Consider the following 23,581-nt stretch of genomic DNA (forward strand, 5'->3'; position numbering starts at 1 on the left):
GATAAGGCAATCTAACCGATTGATTTGTTAAAGAAAAAATAGCGCATTAAACACTGCTGCCAGAATACGGAAATCCCTGTTGCCACAGCACCGGGACACCTCATTAATCGAATATAATCACCGCTGGTTTCTGCCGCCAACCCAACCCCGTCGCTGTGATAACCTCTCAGCTATCACTTACGGGGACATCTATTTAATCCTGCACGGCTCTGCGCGAGTGTTGCCGTTGTTCAGGGCAAGGCGACGAATGCAGCGAAATGACGGGTCCTTTTCAAATTCTCCCCTTACGGATAACGGTTATGAAAATCCTGCACACGTCTGACTGGCATCTGGGTCAGAGCTTTTTTACCAAGAGCCGCAAGGCTGAACATCAGGCTTTTCTTGATTGGCTGCTGACGCAGGTACGACGTTATAACATCGATGCCGTGATCGTAGCGGGGGACGTGTTTGATACCGGTACCCCTCCGAGTTATGCACGAGAAATGTACAATCGATTTATTGTCGCGATCAGCCAGTGCCACTGCCGCCTGGTTATTTTGGCGGGCAATCACGATTCGGTTTCGACGCTGAATGAATCCAGGCAGCTGGTGGCGTGCCTGGATACGCAAGTAGTGGCCAGTATCAGCCCGCTGGACCCCCATGAGCAGCTTATCGAGCTGGAATATCGCCATGGCAGCGAGCGTGAGCATGGTGACGCGGCTGGCCCGGTTGGTGCCATCGTCTGCGCTATTCCCTTTATCCGCCCGCGCGACGTGCTGCAAAGCCGGGCCGGTGAGTCGGGGTTGGAAAAACGTCAGGCCCTGGGGGAGGCCATCCAACAACATTATCAGCGGGTTTATCAGGCGGCACTGGCACTCAAGACCAGCAAACAACTCGACGTACCGATTATTGCGACAGGACATTTGACGGCGCTGGGCGTCAGCCAGTCAGATTCCGTTCGCGACATCTATATCGGCTCGCTGGACGGGTTTGCTGCGGATGGTTTCCCTCCGGCAGATTATATTGCTCTCGGGCATATTCATCGGCCGCAGCGGGTGGCCAAATCCGAGCATATCCGTTACAGCGGATCGCCCATTCCACTCAGCTTTGATGAATTAAAAACGACCAAACAAGTGGTCATGGTCGAATTTTCTGGTTCACACACCGTTGCGATAACCCCTGTTGATGTGCCGGTTTTCCAACCGATGGCCGTTATCAAGGGAGATCTGGCAGCCATCGAACAGGGGTTGCTGGCCTATCAGCATATACCTGCTGATCAACCGGTCTGGCTATGTATCGAAGTGGAACAGCAAGACTATCTGGCCGATTTGCCGCAACGGATTCAGGCCCTGACCGAAGGGCTGGCGGTCGAGGTCTTGCAACTGCGCCGTTCACGGCTCCATGGCCGTCAGGTATTAACCCGGCAAGCACAGGAAACATTGGCAGAGCTGACCCCGGAGGAAGTCTTTGGCAAACGTCTGGCGCTGGAAAACCTTGACGACCAGCCCGGCAGGCAGGCCCGGATTGAAGTGCAGTTCCAGCAGATTCTGGCAGAAATCGAGCACCCGGAGCACGACGCATGAAGATTTTAAGCCTCCAGTTCAAGAACCTGAACTCACTCAAGGGCGAGTGGAAAATCGACTTCACCCAGGCGCCATTCAGCGACAACGGCCTGTTTGCCATTACCGGCCCGACCGGGGCAGGCAAAACCACCTTGCTCGATGCCATCTGTCTGGCGCTTTATCACCAGACGCCCCGGCTGGGTCAGATCACCACATCGTCCAATCAGATCATGACCCGCGGCTGCGCGGATTGTGCCGCCGAAGTGCAGTTTGACGTTAAAGGCATGGCCTATCGGGCACACTGGAGCATGCGTCGCTCCCGAGGCAAGGTCGATGGCAATTTGCAGCCTGCCTGTGTCGAGCTGGCCGAAGTTGCCAGCGGCAAGGTTCTGGCGACCCAGTTACGCGCCAAGAGTGAAATAATCGAGGCCATCACCGGACTGGATTTCTCCCGTTTTACCAAGTCCATCCTCCTGTCGCAGGGAGAATTTGCCGCCTTTCTGAATGCCAATGCATCCGCCCGTTCGGAGTTACTGGAGGAACTGACCGGCACTGAAATCTACGGTCAGATATCAATGCGGGTGCATGAGCACCATGCCAGCGCCAAGCAGCAACTGGCTGAACTGCACGCCCGGGCTCAAGGGGTGCAACTGCTGGATGATGCCCAAAAACAACAGCTGCAAGAGGAAGCCGGGCAATTACAGCAGCAACAAACAGCGATCAAACATGAGATAGCCACCACCAGTGCCCATCGTGACTGGTGGCAACAATATGACCTGGCCCGAAAGCAGCGGATCACCCAGGCCGAACGCCTGCAGGCGGCCGAAGATCATCTGGCCAGCGCCCTGTCCGATATACAACGCTTGCAGCGCAGCGAACCGGCGGTGCAACTGCAGACCCCATACCGCTTGTTACAGGCGATACGCAGCGAAATCGAACAGCATCAGCAGGACTGTCGGCAAAAGCAGGCACAGCAACACCAGCTGGCCGCTGAGCTGGCCAGTGCAACGACCCGTTTGACCGGGCAGAGCCAGGCACTGGCAACGGCCAAAACCCGGCACCAGCAGCAAGAGCAATTGCTGAACGACCAGGTGGTACCACTGGATCAACAGCTGCTTGCCCAGCAAGACAAACTCAGAGAATTGCAGCAGGCTATCGATGATGAGCTGCGGCAACAAACCGGACATCAGCAGCACCTGGAACATCTGAGCGAGCAGCGGCAGAGCCAGACACAACAACAAGCCAAGGTTGAGCATTACCTGACGCAACAGGCGGCCGACCAGTCGCTCAAGCAGTATCTGGGGCAATGGCAGCAACAGGCCCGGCAGATTCAGGCGGCCAAGCAGCAGTTGGCGCAGCAGCGTGAAAAAGAGGTCGAGCTACAACAGCAACTGACCCGGCAGCAAGGTCAGCAGCAACAGGCTCAACAGCAATACCAAGAGGCTGACAGCGCCGCGACGACCAAAGAGCAAGCCTGGCAACAGGCGGTTCAGGCGCTGGCTGGTGCCAGCCGTGAACTGGGCACTCTGGATCAATTGGAGCAGCAGCGTACCGGGCAGCTGGAGCAGTATTCCGTATTACTGAGCTTGCTATCCATCAGCAAACAATGGCAATCCCTGGCGGCAGAACAACGGGATAAACAAGCCATAGCCGAGGATAGGCAGCGCCAATGCACCCACGTCGAACAGACACTCAGCCAGTTGAAAGGCCAATACCAGCAACAGCAGCAACTGGTACAGGCGTTAACCCAGCTGGTGACCCAGGACGAACAGCTGGCCCATTATCGGGCTGCCCTGCAGGCTGGTGATCCGTGTCCACTGTGTGGTTCGCAGGAACATCCGCAACTGGACGCCGACAAACATCAAGAGGCACTCAACGGCGGCTTGAGCCGTGACTCTCAACATATTACCGAGAAGCTGGACGCCGAACGGGTACTGGATAGCATCAGGGAACAAGGGCAGGAAGCCAAAGAGACACTGGCATCCAGCCAACGTTATCAACAAGAACTGGCGCAGCGTCTGACGGATATCCAGGTTGAGCAAGCCGACTTGCAACAACAATGGCAACAGCAATGGCAACAGCAATGGGAGCAACAGTGGCAGTCCAGCATCGCCAAATCGGAGCAAGACATTTTGCTGACGATTGCCGACACCCTGGCGCTGGAGCGGCAGATAACCCGGCACCAGGCCGAGCAGCAGCGTTATGGCGAGGCCATTCAGCAGCTCAACGCTCTTAATAAACAGTGTGAGCAGGCCCGGCAACAACGGGATCATGCGCTGCAGCAGCTGACCAGCGCCCGGACCGGGCTGGCCCTGGCCGATCAGGCCATCACTAACGGCCGTCAGATGCTGGACGACCATCAGCAGCAACAAGCCCTGACGGCGCAACAAGCCGAGACCTTATGGCAAACCTTTGTCACGCAACTGAGCGAACAAGGTTATCCCGCGCCGTCGCCGGCAGAATTGGCCTTATGGCTGGCCGCCCGACAGCAAGACAGCCAAAAGTGGGACGACCATATCCGTCAGCAAGAACAGCTCAAGGCCAGCCTGAACCGGCTGGATGCCGATTATCAGCACTGCCAGCAACAGCTGGATAAGGTAAAGCAGCAGCTGACCGATACCCGCGAAAAACAGACCCGGCTGAAGCAGACGGTCACGACGCTGCAGGCCCAGCGTTATCAGCTGTTTGGCGACAAAAGTGTGCGGCAAGAACGGGACAACAGCATCACCGCACTGCGGCAGGCCGAAGCGGACTACCAGACTGCCCAGCATCAGCAACACACAGTATCCAGTCAGCATCAGGCTCTGCAGGCCGAGTTAACCACACAACAGCACGGCCTCGACCGCTTGCAAGCCCGACTGGATGAGCAGCAATCCGACTGGCAGTCACAGTTGGCGGCCAGCCCCTTCGCCACCGAAGCCGATTTTCTGCAGGCCTTGTTACCGGAGGCCGAACGTCAACGCCTGCAGCTACAGAAACAACAGCTGGATAACGAACTGGAACGCAGTCGCGCCTTGCTGGAGCAGGCCGAACAGGCCTGCCATCAGATCCTGGCAGACCCGCAGGCGGCGATTTATCAACAAACGGCACTGGCTGACGTAGAGCAGGTGTTAGCCGAGTTAACCACCCGGCTGGAACAACTGAACCAACGGGCTGGTGAAATCAGTCACGCGCTCCACTCCGACCAGACCCGGCGCGACAGTCAGCAAGCGCTGTTTGATCAAATCGCAGCGTTCCAGCGAGACTATGACGATATCAGCTATCTGCATGGCCTGATTGGCTCACGGGACGGCGCCAAATTCCGTAACTTTGCCCAAGGCCTGACGCTGGACAATCTGGTGGTACTGGCCAATCAGCAGCTGCAACGATTACACGGCCGTTACTTGTTGCAGCGCAAACAGAATGCGGGTCTGGAGCTTAGTGTGCTGGATACCTGGCAGGGCGATGCCGAACGGGATATCACCACCCTGTCGGGAGGTGAAAGTTTTCTGGTGAGCTTGGCGCTGGCGCTGGCGTTGTCGGATCTGGTCAGCCACAAAACCAGCATCGACTCGCTGTTTCTGGATGAGGGTTTTGGCACGCTGGACAGCGAGACACTGGATATTGCCCTCGATGCGCTGGATAACCTCAATGCCTCCGGCAAAATGATCGGCGTTATCAGCCATGTGGAGGCAATGAAAGAACGGATTCCAACCCAGCTGCAGGTGATCAAAAAAAGCGGCTTGGGTATCAGTGAGCTGGATCCGATATATCGCATGACACAATAAACGGCGTGAGGAAACGGCGTGAGGTCGTTGTGACTCTGGCGATCAGTCAGCATCCGCCAAGGGCAGCAGCCGCTTTTTGTAGGCGGTGGCGTTCATATCCCGAATATCAATGCTGAGGCTGGTGACATCGGGTAACTGCTTGGCCAGCACCTGCCGCAGATTGATTGCCAGCTGTTCTTTTTGCTGGTCAGTGCGACCCTCGAGCAGCGACAAGGTAATATGAAGGAAGGTTTCGTCGTCTCGGCGCAGTAAAAAATGGTCGTACGGCATGGCCCGTACCTTGATGTCTTGCGGTTGGATAATACCGCCCTGGCAGGCGGCTTCGAACAGCTGTTGCATCAAGGGGCGCAACGGGGTTGTTTGCTCGATCACACGAGCGTATTCAATGACCAGGTGAGGCATATTAATCTCTGATATCCGGATAAATGACGGGATGCATGGCTGGGTCGACTGGGTAATCGGCTATGGATCAGGGTCCGTCGTGTGTGCGCTTGAAGGGCCGGCAGACAAGATAAAGAGCCGCGCACACCATGGGCATACACAGACTCTCACTGCTCTGGGCTGGCACCGTACTAGAACAGGTTAAAGTATTCCCGCTCTTCCCACTCTGAAACTGTGGTCAGGTAACGATTCCACTCGGCTTTTTTCAAGTGCGCATAATAGTCGACAAAGGTGTCGCCAAACTGCTGGCGGTACAGCGCACTGCTTTCGAACAGCTGTACGGCGTCCATCAGACACTGGGGCAGGGTTTCTGCGCCGGTATCGTAGGGTTTGGATACCGGTGCTGGTGGTTCCAGTTCACGGTTGACGCCATCCATACCACTAATGATCTGGGAGGCCAGATACAGGTAAGGGTTGGCAGCGGGTTCGCCGACGCGGTTTTCAATCCGGCTGGCGTTGTCACCGGGGTTGGCCAGACAGCGCACCATGGCACCCCGATTGTCTTTACCCCATTGGATCCGGTCGGGGGCCAGCGTAAACGGACGATAACGTTTGTAACCGTTAATGGTGGGTGTCGACAGCACACAGCTGGCTTTGGCATGGGCCAGAATACCGGCGATCCAGTGCTGGCCGAGGCGTGAAATCGGTTCTCCAGCGGCCGGTTCAAAGCAGTTGTTGCTGTGCTCCAGCGATACAATCGACTGGTGCAAATGCCAGCCGCTGGCCATGGAGTCCTCAAACCGTGGTCGACACATAAAGGTGGCGTGCAGGCCGTTACGCTGACACACCTGTTTGACCATGGAACGGAACAGAATCATGTTGTCGGCTTGTTGCAACGCCGGAGCCGGGTCAAAGGTGACTTCAAACTGGCTGGGGCCAAACTCCACTTCTAACGAGCGTACGGGCAAATCCAGACCTTGGGCGTTCCGGCGAATCAGGTCGAACACCTCTTCCATCTCATCGTAGCGGTCTTCGGTCAGGTACTGATAACCCTGATTCAGTAACTCGGTTGTTGGCGGTGGGCCTGGTTGACCGGCATCGTCGAGGCCACGAGGCTTGTTGATGGTGCGGAAAACATGAAATTCCACTTCCAGCCCGGCAATAAATTCATAACCCTGATCATTCAGTTGTTGCTGGGCTTTTTTCAGCATGGCACGGGTCGACAGTTCAACTGGCGTACCGTCGGTCTGATACAGGTCGGCCAGTATCCAGCCGGTATGGGGCGACCACGGCAGGATTTTAAATGTGGTTGGGTCGGGCAGCATCAGTACGTCGCTGGCGCCGGTCATTTGTCCTTCGCCAAACCCGGCGTCATCTTGCCAGACTGAAAACACCGTCCGATGCGAGGTGTCTTTCAGCAGCATGGTCGAGCTCATGGTGATGCCTTTGTTCAAGGCAGACGCCAGGCCGCTGGCAACGATGGTCTTGCCACGCAGTACGCCGTGCTGGTCAACAAACGACACCCGAATGACTTCGAGGTTGCAGGTTTGCATGGTGTCGAGCAGGGTTTTGCAGGCAGAAATCTGTTCCTGACTCCACAAATTGTATTTACCGGAAAAGCTGTTTTCGTCGTCGAATACACCGGTCATGGTTTTCTCCTCGCAGGGCCTGTTACCGCAGTAACACACCCTGACGCTTGATGTTGGTTTAGGCTTACAGTTCAGCGTCCCAGTCGCAGGCGGCACGGCGTTGCTGATCGCTGGTTTGCCAAACGCTTTCCCAGTCCTGGGTTGGTGCGATGGCGTCAATGGCGATAGGGCCTTTGATATCGCGTGCCTGGGCGGCACTAAGCTGTAATGGCAGTTCACTTAAATCGCCGCCATCACTGATGATCTTCATGGCTTTACGCAGTTTGCGGCGATGCTGGATGATGGCCTTGTCGGTGGTGCCCAGGTGTTCGTTGGTACGATCCTGGATATTGCCCATGGATTCACAGGCCCACTGGTCGTGGACATTGATGTCCATGCCCATACCGGTCCAGGTCAGGGTTTCCTGTTCTTTCTTGTTATAACCATAGTGGTTGCGCTTGTTCCGGATCGGGGCGTAGTCGGGCAGGGTGTGTTCTTGCAGGCGCTGGGCACGCATGGTGTCCTTGTCGACCGGGTTGCCAAAACTGGTGAACATCGAGAACCAGTAGCAGTTTTCGTCGTCGATCGGTACATGCCACTGGGTGATGGTCATTTCATTCGACATCGGAATGGTAATGGCGCACGGGAATACCTGGTTGGTCAGGCGCACATGGCTGGTGCCGTTTTGCAGATCACGCAGGGCGATGATGCGCATGCCGTAATCGGTGTCCTTGACGATGATTTCCGGGCGATCAAACTCGCGCAAGACCTGGGTCATGGGAATATTGGTATCGGCGGCGGTGTCGCGGAATTGCTTGCCGTAGCTGTCTTCCGGGTCTTCATCGAGCAGGAAGCGGTGCAGGAATGAGGCGTGCGCCGGGTCGATGCCGACTTCCAGTGCTTGCAGCCAATTGCATTCCCACAGGCCTTTAAAAGCAAAGACGTGGGTGTCTGGGGCTTTGAAGCAGTCGAAATCCGGGAAGGCGGGTGGCTCGCCGGTGCCCAGGAAGGCGAAAATAATGCCGTTCACTTCATGCAGCGGGTAGGAGTTGATGCGGATTTTTTCGTGCATCTTTGAGCCTTCCGGCTCCGCGGGCTGGTCAACACATTGACCCTGGGCATCGAATTTCCAACCATGGAAGGGGCAGCGGATACCGCCTTCTTCCTTGCGGCCGAAACACATATCGGCACCCCGGTGCGGACAATGACGATCCATCAGCACCAGTTTATCGTCTTCGTTACGGAAGAGGGCCAGTTCTTCACCCAGCAGGTTGACGGGTACGACCGGGCGGTCGCTGTCCAGCTCTTCGGACAGGGCGGCAGGCATCCAGTATTGGCGTAACAGTTTACCGGCTGGATCGGATGCCTTTACAAGGCTGAGTTCGTTGTTTTTTTCCTGGCTCATCATAGTGGGTATCTCCTGCGATCAAGCAATCATCAGCGAATTAGGTAAAGCTTTTCAGGCGCACAGCGGTATCGGCAGCGGCGTCTTTGGGCAATGGGAAACGTTGGCTAACCAGCTTGCGGGCGGCAAGGTGGTCGGCAGCGGCGTTGACGGAATCGACGCGGATCAGCCGCTCATTCTGGTAGTACAGCAGCGAGAATTTGCCGCTGGCGATGTCGCCACGAACAATCAGGTCGTCGTAATCCATGGCGTCGCCCACCATTTGTAATTTGATGTCTTTCTGGTCAGACCAGAACCAGGGTGCTACTGGCTCCGGCGCTGGCTGGCCGGTGATATTGGCGGCGACCGTTTTGGCCTGTTCCAGAGCGTTTTGTATGGATTCAATATGCGTGGTGCGGCCATCGGCCCGGGTCGTGATGGTGCAATCCCCACAGGCGTACACTGCCGGGTCGGAGGTGCAGCCGCCGGGGTCGACCAGAATGCCGTTCTGACAGGCCAGTCCGGCGTCTTGGGCGAGCTGGTCATTGATGGTGGCACCAATACCGACCACCACCAGATCGGCGGTGAGTGTCTGGCCATTGCTCAGTTGCAAACAGGTCTGGTGAGCGCGGTTATTGGTGTTGTTCTTATGGGTGTCCGGGTTCTGCGTGTTTTGTGGATAAGAGTGGGTGTCCGGGTTCTGTGTCCGGTTCTGTGTGGTCAGGCGCTCAACGGTGGTGTCAAAGCAGAATGCAACGCCGTTCTGTTCATGGGTCTGCTGCATAAAAGCCGACAGCTGTGCCGGAAACAGGCGGCTCAGGATACGGCTGCCGTGTTCGACCACCGTCACCTGTTTGCCGAGGCTGACAGCGGTGGACGCGACTTCCAGACCAATAAAGCCGGAACCGATGACCACGATGGACTGGGCCGCATCAAAATCCGCCTTGAGGGCAATGGCGTCATCCAGATCCCGTAACACCCGCACCCCCGGCATACCAGCGGCGGCCGGTAAGGTTCGGGCACTGGCACCGGTGGCGATGACCAGCTGGTCGTAGTGAAAGGTGACTTCGCGGTTATCGTGCCAGGCACTGACGCTTTGGTGCTGACGATCAATCTGCAAGGCGCGGTGATTCAGGAGCAGAGTGATGTCCTTTTGTTGATAAAAGGCTTCCCCGCGCAAGGCCAGACGCTGGTTGTCGAGGGCTTCTTTCAGGTATGCCTTTGACAGCGGTGGCCGCTGGTAGGGCAAATGGGTACCGGCTTCCAGCAGGGTAATCGGCAAGTGATAGCCGTTATCCCGCAGTGAAGCCGCAACCTGTACACCGGCATGAGACGCACCAATAATCAGGGTGCCTGCTGCATGGCTCATGACTGGCATTCCGGTACTTCAAAAATAACACCGGCCATGGCTTCGGTGGCCAGCAGCTGGCAGCTCAAGCGGCTGCCCGGTCGACGTTCGGCAGCGGTTTCTTCGAGCATTTCCAGCTCTTCATCGTTCGCGGGCGTGACGCTGTCGAGCAGGCTGTCGGGCAAGTAAAGGTGACAGGTCGCGCACATACAGCTGCCGCCACATTCGGCTTCGATGCCGTCGATGTTATTGACAATGGCCGCCTGCATGATGTTCTGTCCCAGCGGCGCGTCAATATGCTGGATGTTGCCGTCCGGGAGTTTGAATCCGATGTGAATGGTGGCGTTGCTCATAATGATTATCCCCTTGAAAACGGAGTGTCAGTTCAGTTGCCCAGAAGCTCTGGTAAAAACAGTGAAATAGCAGGAAAAGCGATCAGGATGGCCAGCCGTAAAAAGTCGGCCAGGACGAAGGGAATAACTCCAACCATGACATCGTTGATCTTGAGGTTTTTGGTGGCACCCTGTACCACAAACAGGTTCATGCCGACGGGGGGCGAAATCAGCCCGGTTTCGACCGTGACCACGGCAATAATGCCGAACCAGATCGGATCAAAGCCGCTGGCAACAATCACCGGATAAAAAATCGGCACGGTAAGCAGAATCATGGCCAGACTTTCGAGAAAGCAGCCCATCACAATGTAGAACACCACAATCAGCGCCATCACCATCCAGGGGGAGAGCTGATAGGCATCAATCATATCGACCATGGCGAACGAGACCTGGCTGACCGATAACAAGAAGCCAAAGACTTCGGCACCAATCAGAATCACAAAGATGGTTGATGTGACGGCCACGGCTTCGGTAACGGCCTCGCGGAAATCATCCCAGCCCAGGCCACGTACCAGCGCAAAGACCAGCGCCAGTCCAGCGCCTACGCCACCGGCTTCGGTGGGGGAAAACAAACCGCCGTACAAACCGCCCATCACCAGACCAAACAACAGCCCTACAGGAGCAAATTGCAGCAAGGCTTTGCGCAGTGAACTGTTCTCGTCGGGTGCTTGTTCACCGGAGGGTTTCCACTTCCGCACCATCACGGTGACGGTAGCCAGATAGAGCGCATAAGCCAGCAAGCCCGGCAGGAATCCGGCCAGAAACATATCGCCGACCGATTGTTCGGTAATCAGCGCGTACAGCAACAGCGCGACCGACGGCGGAATCATGATGCCCAGGGTGCCCCCGGCGGCCAGCGATCCAGCGGCCAGACGAGGGTGATAACCCTGTTTCATCATTTCCGGGTAAGCCACCCGGGTCATGGTCGACGCTGTTGCCAAGGAAGAACCGGAAATGGCCGAAAATGCCGCGCTGCCACTGACCGCAGCCAGTGCCAGACTGCCATTCCAGCCCTTGGTGAAATAACGGGCAGACTCAAACAGGTCTTTGGAGAATCCGGCCCGAGCGGCCAGACTGCCCATTAACAGAAATAAAGGAATCAGGGTGAACGAGTAGTTGGATGCGGTTTCGAAAGCCGCGGTTTCCAGCACGTTGAGTGCTGGCTCCGGGCCAACGATCAGGGCAAAGCCTGAAGCACCCACCAAAATCATGGCCAGACCAACCGGGCACCCCAGTGCCAACAACATCAGAATGACCACCATGCCACCCAGACCAATTACAAGAGGATCCATCGTATTACCTTTTGGTTAGTCGTCTTGGGAAACAGGGCGTTGCGGATGCCGCGCCAGCCACAGGCCCGTCAGCACAATGGCAACGCAGCACACCGTCAGTGCGCCATAAAACAGATACAGCGGAATGCCGAGGTCCTGGGAACGATCACCACGGTCGATCATTTCAACCATGGTGCCGAAAAACAGCCAGCCAATAACGGCTGCAAACGCGGCCAGCAACAGATGCCAGATACGCTCCAGCACCCGCTTGAGAAGGTCGGGTAATTTATCGAGTAACAACTCGACACTCACCAGCCCATGAGTGGCTGCCCGAGGCAGCGAGGCAAACACCATGATGAGCAGGGAATAACTGGCCAGCTCGACCGAGCCAGGCATGACCAGTTGCAGTTCTCCGCCACTGATGTCGAACACCAGACGTCCCAGAACGCTGGAAACGACCACAAACAACATGCATACCAGGGCCACGAAGGCCACTTTGTCGAAAAATCGAATGATTGTTTCCACCTTGATTCTCCCTGCTCAGATCACTCAGTTCAGTTCGGCTTCGCAGGCGCTGACATAACCTTTGACGCTGTTATACGTTGTTGTACCGGGCAGACCCTGCTCGTCGAGGCGGGTAATGTAGGATTGCGTTACACCGTCAACAATGGTTTGCCACTGCGCACGTTCTTCTGCAGACAAGGTATTGATGGTGCCGCCTTCTTCCTTGATTTTGGCAATACCGACGAGATCGGCGTCGTCATAGCCCTGACCGGCGTTGACGGCCCAGTCCATGCCAGAGTTGTCGTCGATGACTTTTTTCAGATCGGCAGGCAGCTTGTCGTAAGCGCGTTTGTTCATGGTGGTCACAAAGGCCAGCGAGTAGAAGCCGAAGTCGAGATGCTGATCAGAGACTTCATAAGCACGGAAGCTGTTAACCGCTGACCATGGCAGCATGTAGCCATCAATAACGCCCCGTTGCATGCTCTGGTAAATAGACGGTGCGGGCATACCAATTGGCTCGGCACCCAGTTCGCCGATCAGTTCGCCAATCAGGTCGGTAGGACGACGGATTTTCAGGCCTTTCAGATCGTCCAGAGAGGTGACGACCTGATCCTTGGTGTGCAAGTGACCGGGGCTATGGGTATGGACGTAAAGCACCTTGGTTTCTTCGTATTCCTTGTCGAGCACGCCGCTGTCATACAGCTTCTGGAAGGCGCAGGAACCAACGGCACCGGTCTTGAACAGACCAGGCAGTTCCATGATCTGACTGAGTGGGAAGCGTCCGGCGGTATAGCCCTGTACGGTCCAGGCGATATCGGCAATGCCATTTTTGGCGTTGTCATAACCGGCAGGGGCCTTGCCCAATGTCTGGGCCGGGAAGACCGTCACCTTGAGGCGACCTTCGGATTGTTCTTCGACAGCTTTTTTCCAAGACTCGAACATGCGTTCACTCTGCCAGCTGTTTTTCGGCATGAAATGAGCAAAACGCAGGTTGGCTTCGGCGGCCAGAGTTGAGGCCGAACTGAGTGCCAGCAGGCTGGAAAAGGCAAGCGTTGACAGGTTTTTTCTCACGGCTTTCATCGATAGCTCCACAGCGGCTTATAATAATTTGATCGATAATCGAACTTATGTTTCAATATCGATCACCACTTATAGAATGTCAGTTTGATCTGAGTCAAATTTTTTTTAATCCATCGCTTTACAAAGCCAACAAACCAAACGTGCGCACAGCGCCGTTGAAAGCGCCTTCATTAATCGGAAAGGAATAGTCCAAGTGTTTGAAAAATATAATGAAAAAGATATATCCATGACCTTTGCAAAAGGCCTGGAAGTATTGGAGGCGTTTAGTGGCACGGATCGATCCATGACCATTCCCAATATAGCTGAGAAAACCGGCCTGAACCGAACGGTCGCTCGCAGACTGGTGCTGACATTGCAATATCTGGGTTATCTGGAATGCAGCAACCGGGTGTACAAACTGACGCCCAAAATACTGGGTCTGGCGGGGGAGTTCCTGCAGGGCAGGGACATTGGCAAGCATGTCACGCCGATTCTGCGGTCGTATTCACTCAAGCTGGGAGAAGGGATTTCCTTCGCCATGCTGGACGGCACCGAAGCTATTTATGTGGCCCATTCACCCAGCGATCCGGGCATGATTACCCAGGGGTTTACCGTGGGTTACCGGCTACCCCTGCACGCCACCGGGATCGGTCGGGTTCTGGTGGCATTTTCCACGGATGAGATGCAAGAGCAGCTACTGCAGGATGCGCCTCGGACAGCGTATACCGAAGACACCAAAATCGACCTGGAAGACCTTCGTCTGGATCTGAAAAAGGCCCGAATCAACGGTTACGCCCTGGTGGCCAACGAATTCGAACAAGGGGTGACATCGTTGGCAGTACCGGTCATGCGTGGCTCGGCTCTGATCGGTGCGCTGGGTATTGTTGGCCCCACCCCTCGCTTTGAGGATGCCAATGGGCTGTTTGAACGGATATTGGCATTACGGGAATGTGCTGAGGCTATTGCCGTGTTTGCCTAGTCTGTTTACCTGAGACAGCACACAAGCAGTCTCCTAGGGTGGTTGGTGTACACTCTCGGCCACATCGTCAACCAGGTTCAACATCCTTATGAAAATATGGCTGATTTGCCTCGCACTCTCCATGCTGATCTCTGTCTGCGGACTGATTGGCTTTATTTATGTTTCGGCTCAAGACATCTGCCTGGATTCTGGCGGACGCTGGCTTGGTTTGATATCGGGGTGCGATGAGGGCAAGACGTATTCATTGCAGTATTTGAGCTCACCGCTAGCGATCATGGTGTTTTTGGGGATTACCGTAGGGATCAGTAGTGTCTTGGTGCAGATCTACCAGTTATTGGTCCGGCCCCCTGTTTCACGGCGTCCATCCAATGGTCGCCGCTGAGGCTGCGAGAGATACCGTGCCATCGGTGAGTTGCCAGCATCAGCTACAAATAAATCCTGCTGTCGTCAATCGGGATTAAGACTGAAACTTCCATGTAAAAAACAGTAATATACCGTCCGCTAGCCGTTTTTAAACTTGATGACAAAACTACAAATTCAGGAGAGAGTATGAAAAGGATCGCAGCAGTTGCTTCAATCGTGATGTTGGCCAGTGGGTGCACCACATTCGACGCTTATACCGGTGAAGAAAAAACATCCAAAACTGCAATAGGCGCAGGCATTGGCGCCAGCGTTGGGGCTGTGGTTGCTTATGCTACCAACAAGGATGAAGACAGCGGCACCCGTAATCGCCGGATTCTGGCGGCGGCTGCAGGTGGTGGTTTGGTTGGTGGCAGCATCGGCTACTACATGGATGCCCAAGAAGCCAAATTACGTAAACAACTGCGCGGCACTGGCGTCAGCGTTGAGCGGGTTGGCGACAATATCAACCTGATCATGCCAGGTAATATTACTTTCTCCTCGGGTCGTTCAGCGATCGCCTCCAGCTTTTATGAAGTGTTGAACTCCGTGGTATTGGTACTGGAAGAATACGACTCCACATTGGTGGTGGTTTCTGGCCATACCGACAGCGACGGCTCTGAAACCTTTAACCAGGCATTGTCGGAACAGCGTGCCAAATCCGTGGCTAACTACCTGCAAACCCAAGGCATCAACTCCGTACGACTGGACCCGGTTGGCTTTGGTGAAAGTCAGCCGATTGCCAGCAACAGTACCGAAGCCGGCAAAGAACTGAACCGTCGTGTTGAAATCACGCTGCTGCCGATTACGCAAGACTGACAGTGATGGCATGACAAAAAAAGCCGCCTGATTCAGGCGGCTTTTTTGATCGTTTTTAAATAGGACACCCATTCTTAAAAGCGTTGCAGATAATCAACAGCAACAGAGCGAAGCCATCAGGGCTGATGTATCTCCGTCATTGCACAATGAATTTCAATTTTAGCGAGCTGGTTTGCCCGTTTTTAAACAGAGTTTAAATAGGACACCAGAGTTTAAATAGGACACCCACTATTAAGTAGTTTTAAATAGGACATCCACCATAGTTTTTAAATCGTTTTTAAACAGGACACCCACTCTTAAAAGCGTTGCAGACAATCAACAGCAACAGAGCGAAGCCATCAGGGCTGATGTATCTCAGCCATTGCACAATGAATTTCAATTTTAGCGAGCTGGTTTGCCTGTAGGCGATGACAGTGCCTTGAAAATATCGTCGTTTGGCAAATACGCAGGCTCAAGCGTATCGGGCTTCAGGTATATACCCGAAGAATGCTGTTGTTGTTGGTTTGGACACAGAATCTAGCTTGCCACCAGTAGTCTGGCCCGACCAATCCCTGTCGGTCGTTTGTAGCCCAGTTGCTCACACGCTGATCGAACCTTGGCTTCATTGCCTGCAAAGGTCGTAAAGCACTGCTCGAATTGCTGGCTCATGGCTAGCCATTGTTTTTCGTCCAGGCCTATACGGTGGAGAACAGGCGATAACCCTTCACTGATTACACCCTGCTTATCGGAGCGAAGTATGCGCCCGGTTGCATCGACTAACGACAGGTAGCTGGTTAACGGCATCTGGATTCCTGTTGGAGAATCTTGCCGTGGGTTTCCGACGAATGGCAGCAAGTGCGGGCACTGCCGGGTGATGTGATCAGGTGTTGATGTTGTTTGAGCCTGCTTAATACGACGTTTCACCGACGTGTGATCGGCCTTTTCCGGTGTCTCGGCAATGCCAGCCCTAACCGGGTTTAAATCGACATATGCCATGCAGCTGAGCAGCGCGGCTTCGTCCAGCAGCGCCTGGGATTTAAAGCGACCTTCCCAGAAGCGGCCCGAGCAACCATCTTCACTGTTCGCCTCACGGGCAATGGCTTCATTCAGTACCCGCATAAACCAGCTGATATCTGACAGTCGTGAACGCCACTCGTCGACCAGTATTTTTAGCCGCTGCTGCTCGGCTTCGGCCAGCTGCTCTTCTTGAACAAAACGTTGTGATAATACGTTGCCTTTGAAGAGCTGGTGCCAGCGCTGCACAACATCCATATCGCTCCAGGCTTGTGCTTGATTGATATCCACAAACAGTACGACATGGTAGTGATTCGACATCACTGCATAGGCGGCAACTTGAATAGCAAATATTTGTGGGAGGGCAAGAATCCGCGCTTCAAGCCAACTGCGGCGATGTTCATAGCACTGGCCAGACACCGAATCGGTGCCGCACAAAAAGGCGCGTCGAACGCATCGGGACACGCAGTGGTAGAAGGGTGTTGCTTCAACAGAGACTTGTTGTTTCCGTGGCTTTGGCATGATCGTACCCCGTCCTTGAAGTTAACGAAGCATTATTATGGCGCTTGGGTTATGCAATGGAATCAGGCAAAAGTGCTGATTTAAGTGGGTGTCTCTGTAGTGTCTGTAGTGAAGGACTCGGACCGCTGATTTAAGTGGGTGTCTATGCAGGACCGGGTGTCCATGCAGGGCCGGGTGTCCATATAGAAGGGACCAGAAGGACTAGGATGGACTTAAGTGGGTGTCCATGTAGGAGAGAAAGACCAGGATCTAAAAAAGATGGTGCGGAAGGAGAGACTCGAACTCTCACACCTTGCGGCGCTGGAACCTAAATCCAGTGCGTCTACCAATTTCGCCACTTCCGCAAACAGAGCGCGGATAATACAGAACTCTTTGCTTGCTGCCAAGTCCATGATCATCGCGGTTGTTCACTGGATGCGTCCGAACGCTGGCTGGTGTAAGTTGAGCCTTTCGCCTTCAGGGGTTTCGGGAAGAAATCATGTCGACTAATACTCATGTAACCAGCAACATCTTTGTGACGTTGGCGGCCGCTATTATTGTGATTGCCGGTGTGCGCAGTGCGGCGGATATTCTGGTGCCTTTTCTGTTGTCGGTTTTTATTGCCGTGCTCAGTGCTCCAATGATGCATTGGCTGTCGCGTCGTGGTGTGCCGGATGTGTTGGCGGTACTGCTGATGATGCTGGGTTTTCTGGTCAGTGGTACCGGTTTGACCGTATTTCTGGGTGGCACCGTGAATGCGTTTTATAAAGACATTCCGCTGTACGAAACCAAGCTGCAGAATTTGATGCAGGGAATCGTAGCCTGGCTGAATAACCTGGGTATCGAAGTACCTGCCAACCTGTTGCGGGAATACGTCGATCCGAGTGTGGTCATGAACATGGTGACCAGCGTGTTTAATGGCCTTGGTGGTGTCTTGACCAATGCTTTTCTGATTTTGTTTACCGTGGTGTTTATCTTGCTGGAGGCCTCCGGCATGCCAGAGAAGCTGAAACGTGCTTTTGGTGAGCAAACCAGTGCGTTTGCGCATTTTGAGCGTTTCAGTAATTTGGTACAGCGTTATCTGGCCATCAAGACCTTGATGAGCCTTGGCACCGGGGTCTGTATCGGAGTGGTATTGTGGATAATTGGGGTGGATTATGCGCCGGTGTGGGCGGTGATTGCTTTTCTGCTGAATTATATTCCCAATATCGGCTCTATTATTGCGGCTGTTCCGGCTGTGCTGATTGCTTTGATCCAGTTAGGCCCAGGTTCGGCACTGGCAACGGCTATCACCTATGTGGTTGCCAATATGACGTTTGGTAATGTGCTGGAACCCCGCATGATGGGGCGTACGTTGGGGTTGTCGACACTGGTGGTGTTCCTGTCATTGATTTTTTGGGGCTGGATTCTTGGCCCGGTGGGTATGCTGCTTTCGATACCGCTGACCATGGTGGTCAAGATAGCGCTGGAAACCCGCCAGTCAACTCGCTGGATGGCAACGCTGCTGGACCATTAGTTGCTGGTCATTAGTTGCTACCGGGCCATTGACTGTCGCTGGATGATGTCTTGCAACGGCTGGGAATACCCCGGTCTTTAGATACACCGGTTTATGTCAATAATCACGGTCAGTTGCAAAAAACCGTAAACCTGTTAGAGAACAGTCCATCGCCTGATTAGACTTGGGCTGGGAGGAACCGAATGAAATCAATATTACTGATCGACGACGACACCGAGCTGGGCGAATTATTGCAGGAATACCTGGCGATGGAGGGCTTTGAACTCACTCCGGTACACGATGGAGAAAGCGGCCTGGAGCAAGCATTAAAAGGGGACTACGATCTGGTCTTGCTGGACGTTATGTTACCTAAAATTCATGGCTTTGAGGTGTTACGCCGCATTCGGGCTGAATCCCAGGTGCCAGTGATCATGTTGACTGCTCGAGGCGAGAGTGTCGACCGGGTATTAGGGCTGGAACATGGCGCGGATGATTATATTGCCAAACCGTATCACCACCATGAACTGGTAGCGCGGATTCGGGCACTGTTTCGCCGTATCGATATGACGGGTGATTCCAGCGCACCGGTAGCCGAAGGGGCGATACAGGTGGGGCCTTTGGTTCTGACGCCCAGTGATCGGGGAGTATGCCTGGATGGCGAAAACCTGGTGCTGACCGGTGCCGAGTTTGGCGTCTTGCAGTGCATGATGGAGCACGCCGGAGAGCTGGTCAGTAAAGATACCCTGTCGATGTCGGCATTGGGACGTTCACTGATGGCTTACGACCGTTCGATTGATATGCACGTCAGTAACTTGCGTAAAAAACTCGGCCACCGTGAAGATGGTAGTGATTGGATCAAGACGGTGCGTAGCCGCGGCTATTTGCTGGTTAAGTCCTGACCGATGATCAGACACTTTAGGGGCGTTAAGGTCAGCTGGTACCGATCGCTGTTTTTTAAGGTGTTTGTCTGGTTCTGGCTGGTGATCTTTCTCGCCATGGGGCTGGCGGTTGCTACCAGAAACTGGGTTGATGATGACTTTATGCGACCTGCGGATCTGGCAGACTCGCGCCTGTTACTGAATTTGATGGAGAAACAATTGCCGATTGTGGCAGAAGGCCGGATGCTCTGGCGGCAGCTGCGGCCGGGCTGGAACCTGGTATCGGTACCGGTGGACCGGGTTGAGGAATTACCCCACGACCTGGAAGAGTTTGCCGATCGGGCCGGCTATCTTGGACGGTCTCTGTACGGCCAGAACGATGGCTGGTTGATGCTGGGGCCAGTGCAGAGTGACGGCTATCTTTATATCGGTGTTTCCCGCCAGGTTTGGCAGAACTTTCTGGACGATAAACGCCGCTGGGTGGTGCCGGTCGTGATTGTAGTGGTGGTCACGCTGCTGTGTTTCTTGCTGGTCTGGAATCTGACGCTGCCAATGCGCCGTTTGCAACGGGTCGTGCGGCAAATGGCCGAAGGCAATTTTGATGTTACCGATCTGGCTGCTGATATCAGTCGCAAGGATGAAATTGGCGTATTGGTGGCCGAAGTGGCCAGCATGGCGGACGCCACCCAGCAGTTATTGGCCAGCCATCAACAATTATTACGTGATGTCTCCCACGAATTACGCTCACCGTTAACCCGCTTGCAAATTGCGCTGGGTATCGCCCGTAAAAAAGATCAGCAGCAGCTCGTTGCGGCAGAACATGACCGTATCGAACGGGCCGCGTTTCAGGTGGAAAATCTTATCAGCCAGATTCTGGATCTGGCTCGTTTGTCCCAGTTACGGGCCGGACAGCTGCAGCTGGAAGAACGCAGTCCTTGTGAGCAAGTGAATGGCTGGTTGCAGGATGCTGAGCTGGAGCTGGAATCCCGGCACATCAAGGTAACTTGCGACTGTTCCAAAGCACCGGCCCAGTGTTCCTGGGATTGGGTGCTGATTGAACGGGCGGTTGATAACCTGCTGCGTAACGCCATTCGGTATTCACCGGACGGTGGCTGTTTGTTGGTAGAAGTGGCTGAAGTGGGAGATCGTGTGGATATTTCGGTCATGGATCAGGGGCCTGGTGTGCCCGACGATATGCTGGAATCCATTTTTGCACCCTTTACCCAGGTTGATCATGCCCGCAGTCCCGGCGCCGGGGATATAGGCTATGGTCTGGGCCTGGCATTGGTCAGGCGAGTGGTGGAATTGCATGGCGGGAAAGTGGTCGCTGAAAACCGTCATCCTGGTCTGTGTGTTGCCCTACAACTACCAGTCGTTAATGTACCTACGACTTTTGTATGAATACTCTGGTCGAATCTTGCGGTAGATCAGGGCAATTCAAATCAGCGCAAAAGAACAGCAGTCGCCTGGAACATTTCAAGGATATAGTGGAAATACCCGGGGCTTTTTGCTATTAAGGGTGCCCCTTTCGCAATTGTTGTCTAATTGGACAACGCGTTATGCGTCGAGCCCAGGGATATTAACACCACAAAAAAAACGACTGGATGAGCACTATGTCAGAAGATCTCAAGCAAGCAGCTCTGGATTATCATCAATTTCCCAAACCGGGCAAAATCAGTGTCGAACTGACCAAACCTGCCGCCACCTCACGCGATTTGTCGCTGGCGTACAGCCCAGGTGTGGCTGAGCCGGTCAAGGAAATTGCTGCCGACCCTGAAAATGCCTACAAATATACCGGCAAAGGGAATCTGGTTGCCGTGATTACTGACGGTACCGCCATTCTGGGGCTGGGAAATCTGGGGCCACTGGCATCCAAACCCGTCATGGAAGGCAAATCTTTGCTATTCAAACGTTTTGCGGGCGTTGACTCTATCGATCTGGAAGTGGAAAGCGAAAGCCCACAAGCCTTTATCGATACCGTGCGTCGCATAGCGATTACTTTTGGTGGCATCAACCTGGAAGACATCAAGGCACCTGAGTGTTTTGAAATCGAACGCACCCTGATCGAACAGTGCGATATTCCTGTATTCCACGATGACCAGCACGGTACTGCAATCGTTACGGTTGCCGGTGCCATGAACGCATTGGAAGTTGTTGGTAAAAAAATCGAAGACGCCAAAATGTGTGTCGTCGGTGCCGGTGCTGCAGCAATCTCATGCTCCAAGCTGATGATTCTGGCCGGTATGAAACCAGAAAACATCTTTATGTGTGACCGCAAGGGCGTGATCCATTCCGGTCGTGATGACCTGAACCAGTACAAAGCCATGTTTGCTGTCGATACCGACAAACGCACCATTGACGATGCACTGGATGGCGCGGACATCTTCCTTGGTCTGTCTGGTCCGAACATGGTGACTGGTGAACAGATCAAGGCCATGGCAGCCGATCCGGTTATCTTTGCTTGCGCCAACCCGGTACCGGAAATCATGCCGGAAATCGTATGGGAAGCGCGTCCTGATGCCATCATGGCAACCGGTCGTTCTGACTATCCGAACCAGGTAAACAACGTACTGGGCTTCCCGTTCATTTTCCGTGGTGCTCTGGACGTACGTGCCAAGCGCATCAACGAAGAAATGAAACTGGCAGCAGCCAAGGCGCTGGCGGGACTGGCGAAAGAGCCAGTGAGCCAGGAAGTGCTGGATGCATACGGTCTGGAGTCTCTGGCTTTTGGTCGCGAATACATCATTCCGAAAGCAGTCGATTCCCGTCTGTTGGGCGCGGTGTCTTTTGCCGTTGCACAAGCTGCGATTGAAACCGGTGTAGCAGCAGGCCCAATGCCTGCCAACTACCCGTTAAAAACGATTGCTGATATCTGATCTGGCGATTGTTTGATACAAAAAAAACCGCCCCTCTTGCGAGGGGCGGTTTTTTTTTGTGGCCAGCGTTTTTGATGACACGGTTATCAGGCGTTGTGGCCAGCCATTGTTGTGATCAGGTGATCAGACGCTGTAACGCTGACGCAAGGCGTTGATACGATCTGTCAGTGGCGGGTGAGACGCGGCCAGCGCTGCCAGTTTGCCTTCACCAGCAATACCAAAGGCGACCAGCTCGCCATTCAACTCGCTGGGTTGGTCATAACTTTCCTGTAACCGTGCCAGCGCATTGATCATGGCGACCGGGCTGACCAGGTCAGCTCCGGCAATATCGGCACGATACTCACGACGACGACTGAACCAGGCGACAATAAACGACGCCAGGATGCCAAGCACAATTTCGGATACAAATGTGGCGATAAAAAAGCCGATGCCCGGACCGTTTTCGTTTTTCAGAATAGCCTTGTCGACAAAATTACCAATAATACGGGCAAAGAACATCACAAAGGCGTTGATTACCCCCTGAATCAGAGCCAGCGTCACCATATCCCCGTTGGCAACGTGACCAATCTCATGGCCCAGCACGGCCTTTACTTCGTCTTTGCTCATGCGTTGTAGCAGACCGGTTGAAACCGCCACCAGAGCATCGTTACGATTCCAGCCGGTGGCAAAGGCATTGGGTTGATGAGAGTTGAACACCCCCACTTCCGGCATGCCGATTCCTGCCTTGTCGGCCAGCTCTTGCACCGTGCTGACGAGCCATTGCTCGCTGGCGTTATGGGGAGATTCGATTACCTGGACGTTCATGCCGCGCTTGGCCATCCACTTGGACAGCAGCAAGGACACGGCAGAACCCGCCATACCAAACACCAGACAGAATATCAGCAGGTTGCCAAAATCCAGCCCTTGTTGTGAAAAGTAGCTGCCAACGCCGAGAATCGACAAGGTAATGCTGGCGACCAGAATCACCGCCAGGTTGGTGGCCAAAAACAGGATAATGCGCAACATGATATTCCTCCTGTGGAATGAATTAGGCGCAAATATGAACTCTCATTATGACCACAAGATTGAGACGATGACGGCGTAATTCAAGTAAAAGAATGCGACAGCAAGAACGAAATCCGGTGCAGGATTGGTATCCGATGGAATATCCGTATAATGGCCGCGTCCCAGGGGGTGGCTTGATCAGCCTGAGACTTGCCAAATGGCATAAACCCCTAGAACCTGATCCGGTTAGTACCGGCGTAGGAATGGGCGAGTGCTGTGAGTTATTCCTGGCATATCGACAGTCTTTTTGTTGCTAAATGGATTAGCGACCTACGCGTTATCCTGTACACCAAACCGGGTCTCCTTTTTGAATTATTTAAGA

Annotated in this window: 19 protein-coding genes, 1 tRNA gene and 1 riboswitch; of the genes, 9 read left to right on the top strand and 11 right to left on the bottom strand. The window is 54.2% G+C overall.

Annotated features, from left to right (window positions below):
• Nucleotides 1–299: 299 nt before the first annotated feature.
• Nucleotides 300–1,562, top strand: a complete 1,263-nt coding sequence (gene sbcD, locus Q8W22_RS02510) for an exonuclease subunit SbcD (protein WP_305451497.1) — start codon at nt 300–302, stop codon at nt 1,560–1,562.
• On the top strand, nt 1,559–5,308 hold the full coding sequence (locus Q8W22_RS02515; protein WP_305451498.1) for an AAA family ATPase: 3,750 nt from the start codon (nt 1,559–1,561) through the stop codon (nt 5,306–5,308). Before sbcD ends, Q8W22_RS02515 begins: the two co-directional genes overlap by 4 nt.
• A 42-nt stretch (nt 5,309–5,350) precedes the next feature.
• On the opposite strand, the gene Q8W22_RS02520 is transcribed toward Q8W22_RS02515, so the two are convergent.
• The 8 genes from Q8W22_RS02520 to Q8W22_RS02555 form a co-directional block, all read right to left on the bottom strand.
• Nucleotides 5,351–5,710: a 5-carboxymethyl-2-hydroxymuconate Delta-isomerase gene (locus Q8W22_RS02520; RefSeq protein WP_305451499.1), complete on the bottom strand. Its 360-nt coding sequence runs from the start codon at nt 5,708–5,710 to the stop codon at nt 5,351–5,353.
• A gap of 170 nt (nt 5,711–5,880) precedes the next feature.
• Nucleotides 5,881–7,338 carry a glutamine synthetase family protein gene (locus Q8W22_RS02525; RefSeq protein ID WP_305451500.1) on the bottom strand — a complete coding sequence of 486 codons (1,458 nt, stop codon included), beginning with the start codon at nt 7,336–7,338 and terminating at the stop codon, nt 5,881–5,883.
• A gap of 64 nt (nt 7,339–7,402) precedes the next feature.
• The gene (locus Q8W22_RS02530) at nt 7,403–8,725 is read right to left on the bottom strand and encodes an aromatic ring-hydroxylating dioxygenase subunit alpha (RefSeq protein ID WP_303431111.1); all 1,323 of its coding nucleotides are present in this window, start codon (nt 8,723–8,725) and stop codon (nt 7,403–7,405) included.
• A 37-nt stretch (nt 8,726–8,762) separates the two neighbouring features.
• Nucleotides 8,763–10,070 carry an NAD(P)/FAD-dependent oxidoreductase gene (locus Q8W22_RS02535; RefSeq protein ID WP_303431110.1) on the bottom strand — a complete coding sequence of 436 codons (1,308 nt, stop codon included), beginning with the start codon at nt 10,068–10,070 and terminating at the stop codon, nt 8,763–8,765.
• Nucleotides 10,067–10,402 carry a 2Fe-2S iron-sulfur cluster-binding protein gene (locus Q8W22_RS02540; protein ID WP_303431109.1) on the bottom strand — a complete coding sequence of 112 codons (336 nt, stop codon included), beginning with the start codon at nt 10,400–10,402 and terminating at the stop codon, nt 10,067–10,069. Before Q8W22_RS02540 ends, Q8W22_RS02535 begins: the two co-directional genes overlap by 4 nt.
• Before the next feature lie 32 nt (nt 10,403–10,434).
• Nucleotides 10,435–11,733, bottom strand: coding sequence for a TRAP transporter large permease (locus Q8W22_RS02545; protein WP_303431108.1), 1,299 nt, complete (start codon nt 11,731–11,733; stop codon nt 10,435–10,437).
• Nucleotides 11,734–11,748: 15 nt separating this feature from the next.
• The gene (locus Q8W22_RS02550; protein WP_303431107.1) at nt 11,749–12,237 is read right to left on the bottom strand and encodes a TRAP transporter small permease; all 489 of its coding nucleotides are present in this window, start codon (nt 12,235–12,237) and stop codon (nt 11,749–11,751) included.
• Nucleotides 12,238–12,261: 24 nt separating this feature from the next.
• Nucleotides 12,262–13,296, bottom strand: a complete 1,035-nt coding sequence (locus tag Q8W22_RS02555; protein ID WP_303431106.1) for a TRAP transporter substrate-binding protein — start codon at nt 13,294–13,296, stop codon at nt 12,262–12,264.
• Nucleotides 13,297–13,522: 226 nt separating this feature from the next.
• On the opposite strand from Q8W22_RS02555, the gene Q8W22_RS02560 reads away from it, so the two are divergent.
• The 3 genes from Q8W22_RS02560 (at nt 13,523) to Q8W22_RS02570 (ending at nt 15,472) form a co-directional block, all read left to right on the top strand.
• The gene (locus tag Q8W22_RS02560; RefSeq protein WP_303431105.1) at nt 13,523–14,254 is read left to right on the top strand and encodes an IclR family transcriptional regulator; all 732 of its coding nucleotides are present in this window, start codon (nt 13,523–13,525) and stop codon (nt 14,252–14,254) included.
• 88 nt (nt 14,255–14,342) lie between these two features.
• The gene (locus Q8W22_RS02565) at nt 14,343–14,636 is read left to right on the top strand and encodes a hypothetical protein (protein ID WP_303431104.1); all 294 of its coding nucleotides are present in this window, start codon (nt 14,343–14,345) and stop codon (nt 14,634–14,636) included.
• Nucleotides 14,637–14,803: 167 nt separating this feature from the next.
• Nucleotides 14,804–15,472, top strand: coding sequence for an OmpA family protein (locus Q8W22_RS02570; RefSeq protein WP_303431103.1), 669 nt, complete (start codon nt 14,804–14,806; stop codon nt 15,470–15,472).
• A gap of 516 nt (nt 15,473–15,988) precedes the next feature.
• On the opposite strand, the gene Q8W22_RS02575 is transcribed toward Q8W22_RS02570, so the two are convergent.
• Entirely contained in the window at nt 15,989–16,987 is a 999-nt protein-coding gene (locus Q8W22_RS02575) for a transposase (RefSeq protein ID WP_305451501.1), read from the bottom strand.
• Nucleotides 16,988–17,246: 259 nt separating this feature from the next.
• Nucleotides 17,247–17,331 (bottom strand) — tRNA-Leu (locus Q8W22_RS02580).
• A gap of 134 nt (nt 17,332–17,465) precedes the next feature.
• Here Q8W22_RS02580 and Q8W22_RS02585 point away from each other — a divergent pair.
• From Q8W22_RS02585 to Q8W22_RS02600, 4 genes are all read left to right on the top strand, one after another.
• The gene (locus Q8W22_RS02585) at nt 17,466–18,482 is read left to right on the top strand and encodes an AI-2E family transporter (RefSeq protein WP_303431100.1); all 1,017 of its coding nucleotides are present in this window, start codon (nt 17,466–17,468) and stop codon (nt 18,480–18,482) included.
• Nucleotides 18,483–18,664: 182 nt separating this feature from the next.
• Nucleotides 18,665–19,360 (top strand): response regulator, encoded by a 696-nt coding sequence (locus tag Q8W22_RS02590; protein ID WP_305451502.1) that lies wholly within the window; start codon nt 18,665–18,667, stop codon nt 19,358–19,360.
• Between the two features lie 60 nt (nt 19,361–19,420).
• Nucleotides 19,421–20,740, top strand: coding sequence for a HAMP domain-containing sensor histidine kinase (locus tag Q8W22_RS02595; RefSeq protein WP_305451503.1), 1,320 nt, complete (start codon nt 19,421–19,423; stop codon nt 20,738–20,740).
• A 212-nt stretch (nt 20,741–20,952) separates the two neighbouring features.
• Nucleotides 20,953–22,215: a malic enzyme-like NAD(P)-binding protein gene (locus tag Q8W22_RS02600; protein WP_303431097.1), complete on the top strand. Its 1,263-nt coding sequence runs from the start codon at nt 20,953–20,955 to the stop codon at nt 22,213–22,215.
• Nucleotides 22,216–22,338: 123 nt separating this feature from the next.
• On the opposite strand, the gene htpX is transcribed toward Q8W22_RS02600, so the two are convergent.
• The gene (gene htpX, locus Q8W22_RS02605; RefSeq protein ID WP_303431096.1) at nt 22,339–23,220 is read right to left on the bottom strand and encodes a protease HtpX; all 882 of its coding nucleotides are present in this window, start codon (nt 23,218–23,220) and stop codon (nt 22,339–22,341) included.
• A gap of 154 nt (nt 23,221–23,374) precedes the next feature.
• Nucleotides 23,375–23,480, top strand: a riboswitch (TPP riboswitch).
• The last annotated feature ends 101 nt before the right edge of the window (nt 23,481–23,581 follow it).

This window comes from Oceanobacter sp. 1_MG-2023 (assembly GCF_030689025.1).
Lineage (GTDB): Bacteria > Pseudomonadota > Gammaproteobacteria > Pseudomonadales > Oceanobacteraceae > Oceanobacter.

Excerpts from the sequence above, each read along its gene's own strand:
- Q8W22_RS02565 (WP_303431104.1), top strand. The coding sequence starts at position 14,343 with ATGAAAATATGGCTGATTTGCCTCGCACTCTCCATGCTGATCTCTGTC.
- Q8W22_RS02600 (WP_303431097.1), top strand. The coding sequence starts at position 20,953 with ATGTCAGAAGATCTCAAGCAAGCAGCTCTGGATTATCATCAATTTCCC.
- Q8W22_RS02520 (WP_305451499.1), bottom strand. The coding sequence starts at position 5,710 with ATGCCTCACCTGGTCATTGAATACGCTCGTGTGATCGAGCAAACAACC.
- sbcD (WP_305451497.1), top strand. The coding sequence starts at position 300 with ATGAAAATCCTGCACACGTCTGACTGGCATCTGGGTCAGAGCTTTTTT.
- htpX (WP_303431096.1), bottom strand. The coding sequence starts at position 23,220 with ATGTTGCGCATTATCCTGTTTTTGGCCACCAACCTGGCGGTGATTCTG.
- Q8W22_RS02555 (WP_303431106.1), bottom strand. The coding sequence starts at position 13,296 with ATGAAAGCCGTGAGAAAAAACCTGTCAACGCTTGCCTTTTCCAGCCTG.
- Q8W22_RS02560 (WP_303431105.1), top strand. The coding sequence starts at position 13,523 with ATGACCTTTGCAAAAGGCCTGGAAGTATTGGAGGCGTTTAGTGGCACG.
- Q8W22_RS02515 (WP_305451498.1), top strand. The coding sequence starts at position 1,559 with ATGAAGATTTTAAGCCTCCAGTTCAAGAACCTGAACTCACTCAAGGGC.
- Q8W22_RS02530 (WP_303431111.1), bottom strand. The coding sequence starts at position 8,725 with ATGATGAGCCAGGAAAAAAACAACGAACTCAGCCTTGTAAAGGCATCC.
- Q8W22_RS02590 (WP_305451502.1), top strand. The coding sequence starts at position 18,665 with ATGAAATCAATATTACTGATCGACGACGACACCGAGCTGGGCGAATTA.
- Q8W22_RS02575 (WP_305451501.1), bottom strand. The coding sequence starts at position 16,987 with ATGCCAAAGCCACGGAAACAACAAGTCTCTGTTGAAGCAACACCCTTC.
- Q8W22_RS02540 (WP_303431109.1), bottom strand. The coding sequence starts at position 10,402 with ATGAGCAACGCCACCATTCACATCGGATTCAAACTCCCGGACGGCAAC.
- Q8W22_RS02545 (WP_303431108.1), bottom strand. The coding sequence starts at position 11,733 with ATGGATCCTCTTGTAATTGGTCTGGGTGGCATGGTGGTCATTCTGATG.
- Q8W22_RS02535 (WP_303431110.1), bottom strand. The coding sequence starts at position 10,070 with ATGAGCCATGCAGCAGGCACCCTGATTATTGGTGCGTCTCATGCCGGT.
- Q8W22_RS02585 (WP_303431100.1), top strand. The coding sequence starts at position 17,466 with ATGTCGACTAATACTCATGTAACCAGCAACATCTTTGTGACGTTGGCG.
- Q8W22_RS02525 (WP_305451500.1), bottom strand. The coding sequence starts at position 7,338 with ATGACCGGTGTATTCGACGACGAAAACAGCTTTTCCGGTAAATACAAT.
- Q8W22_RS02570 (WP_303431103.1), top strand. The coding sequence starts at position 14,804 with ATGAAAAGGATCGCAGCAGTTGCTTCAATCGTGATGTTGGCCAGTGGG.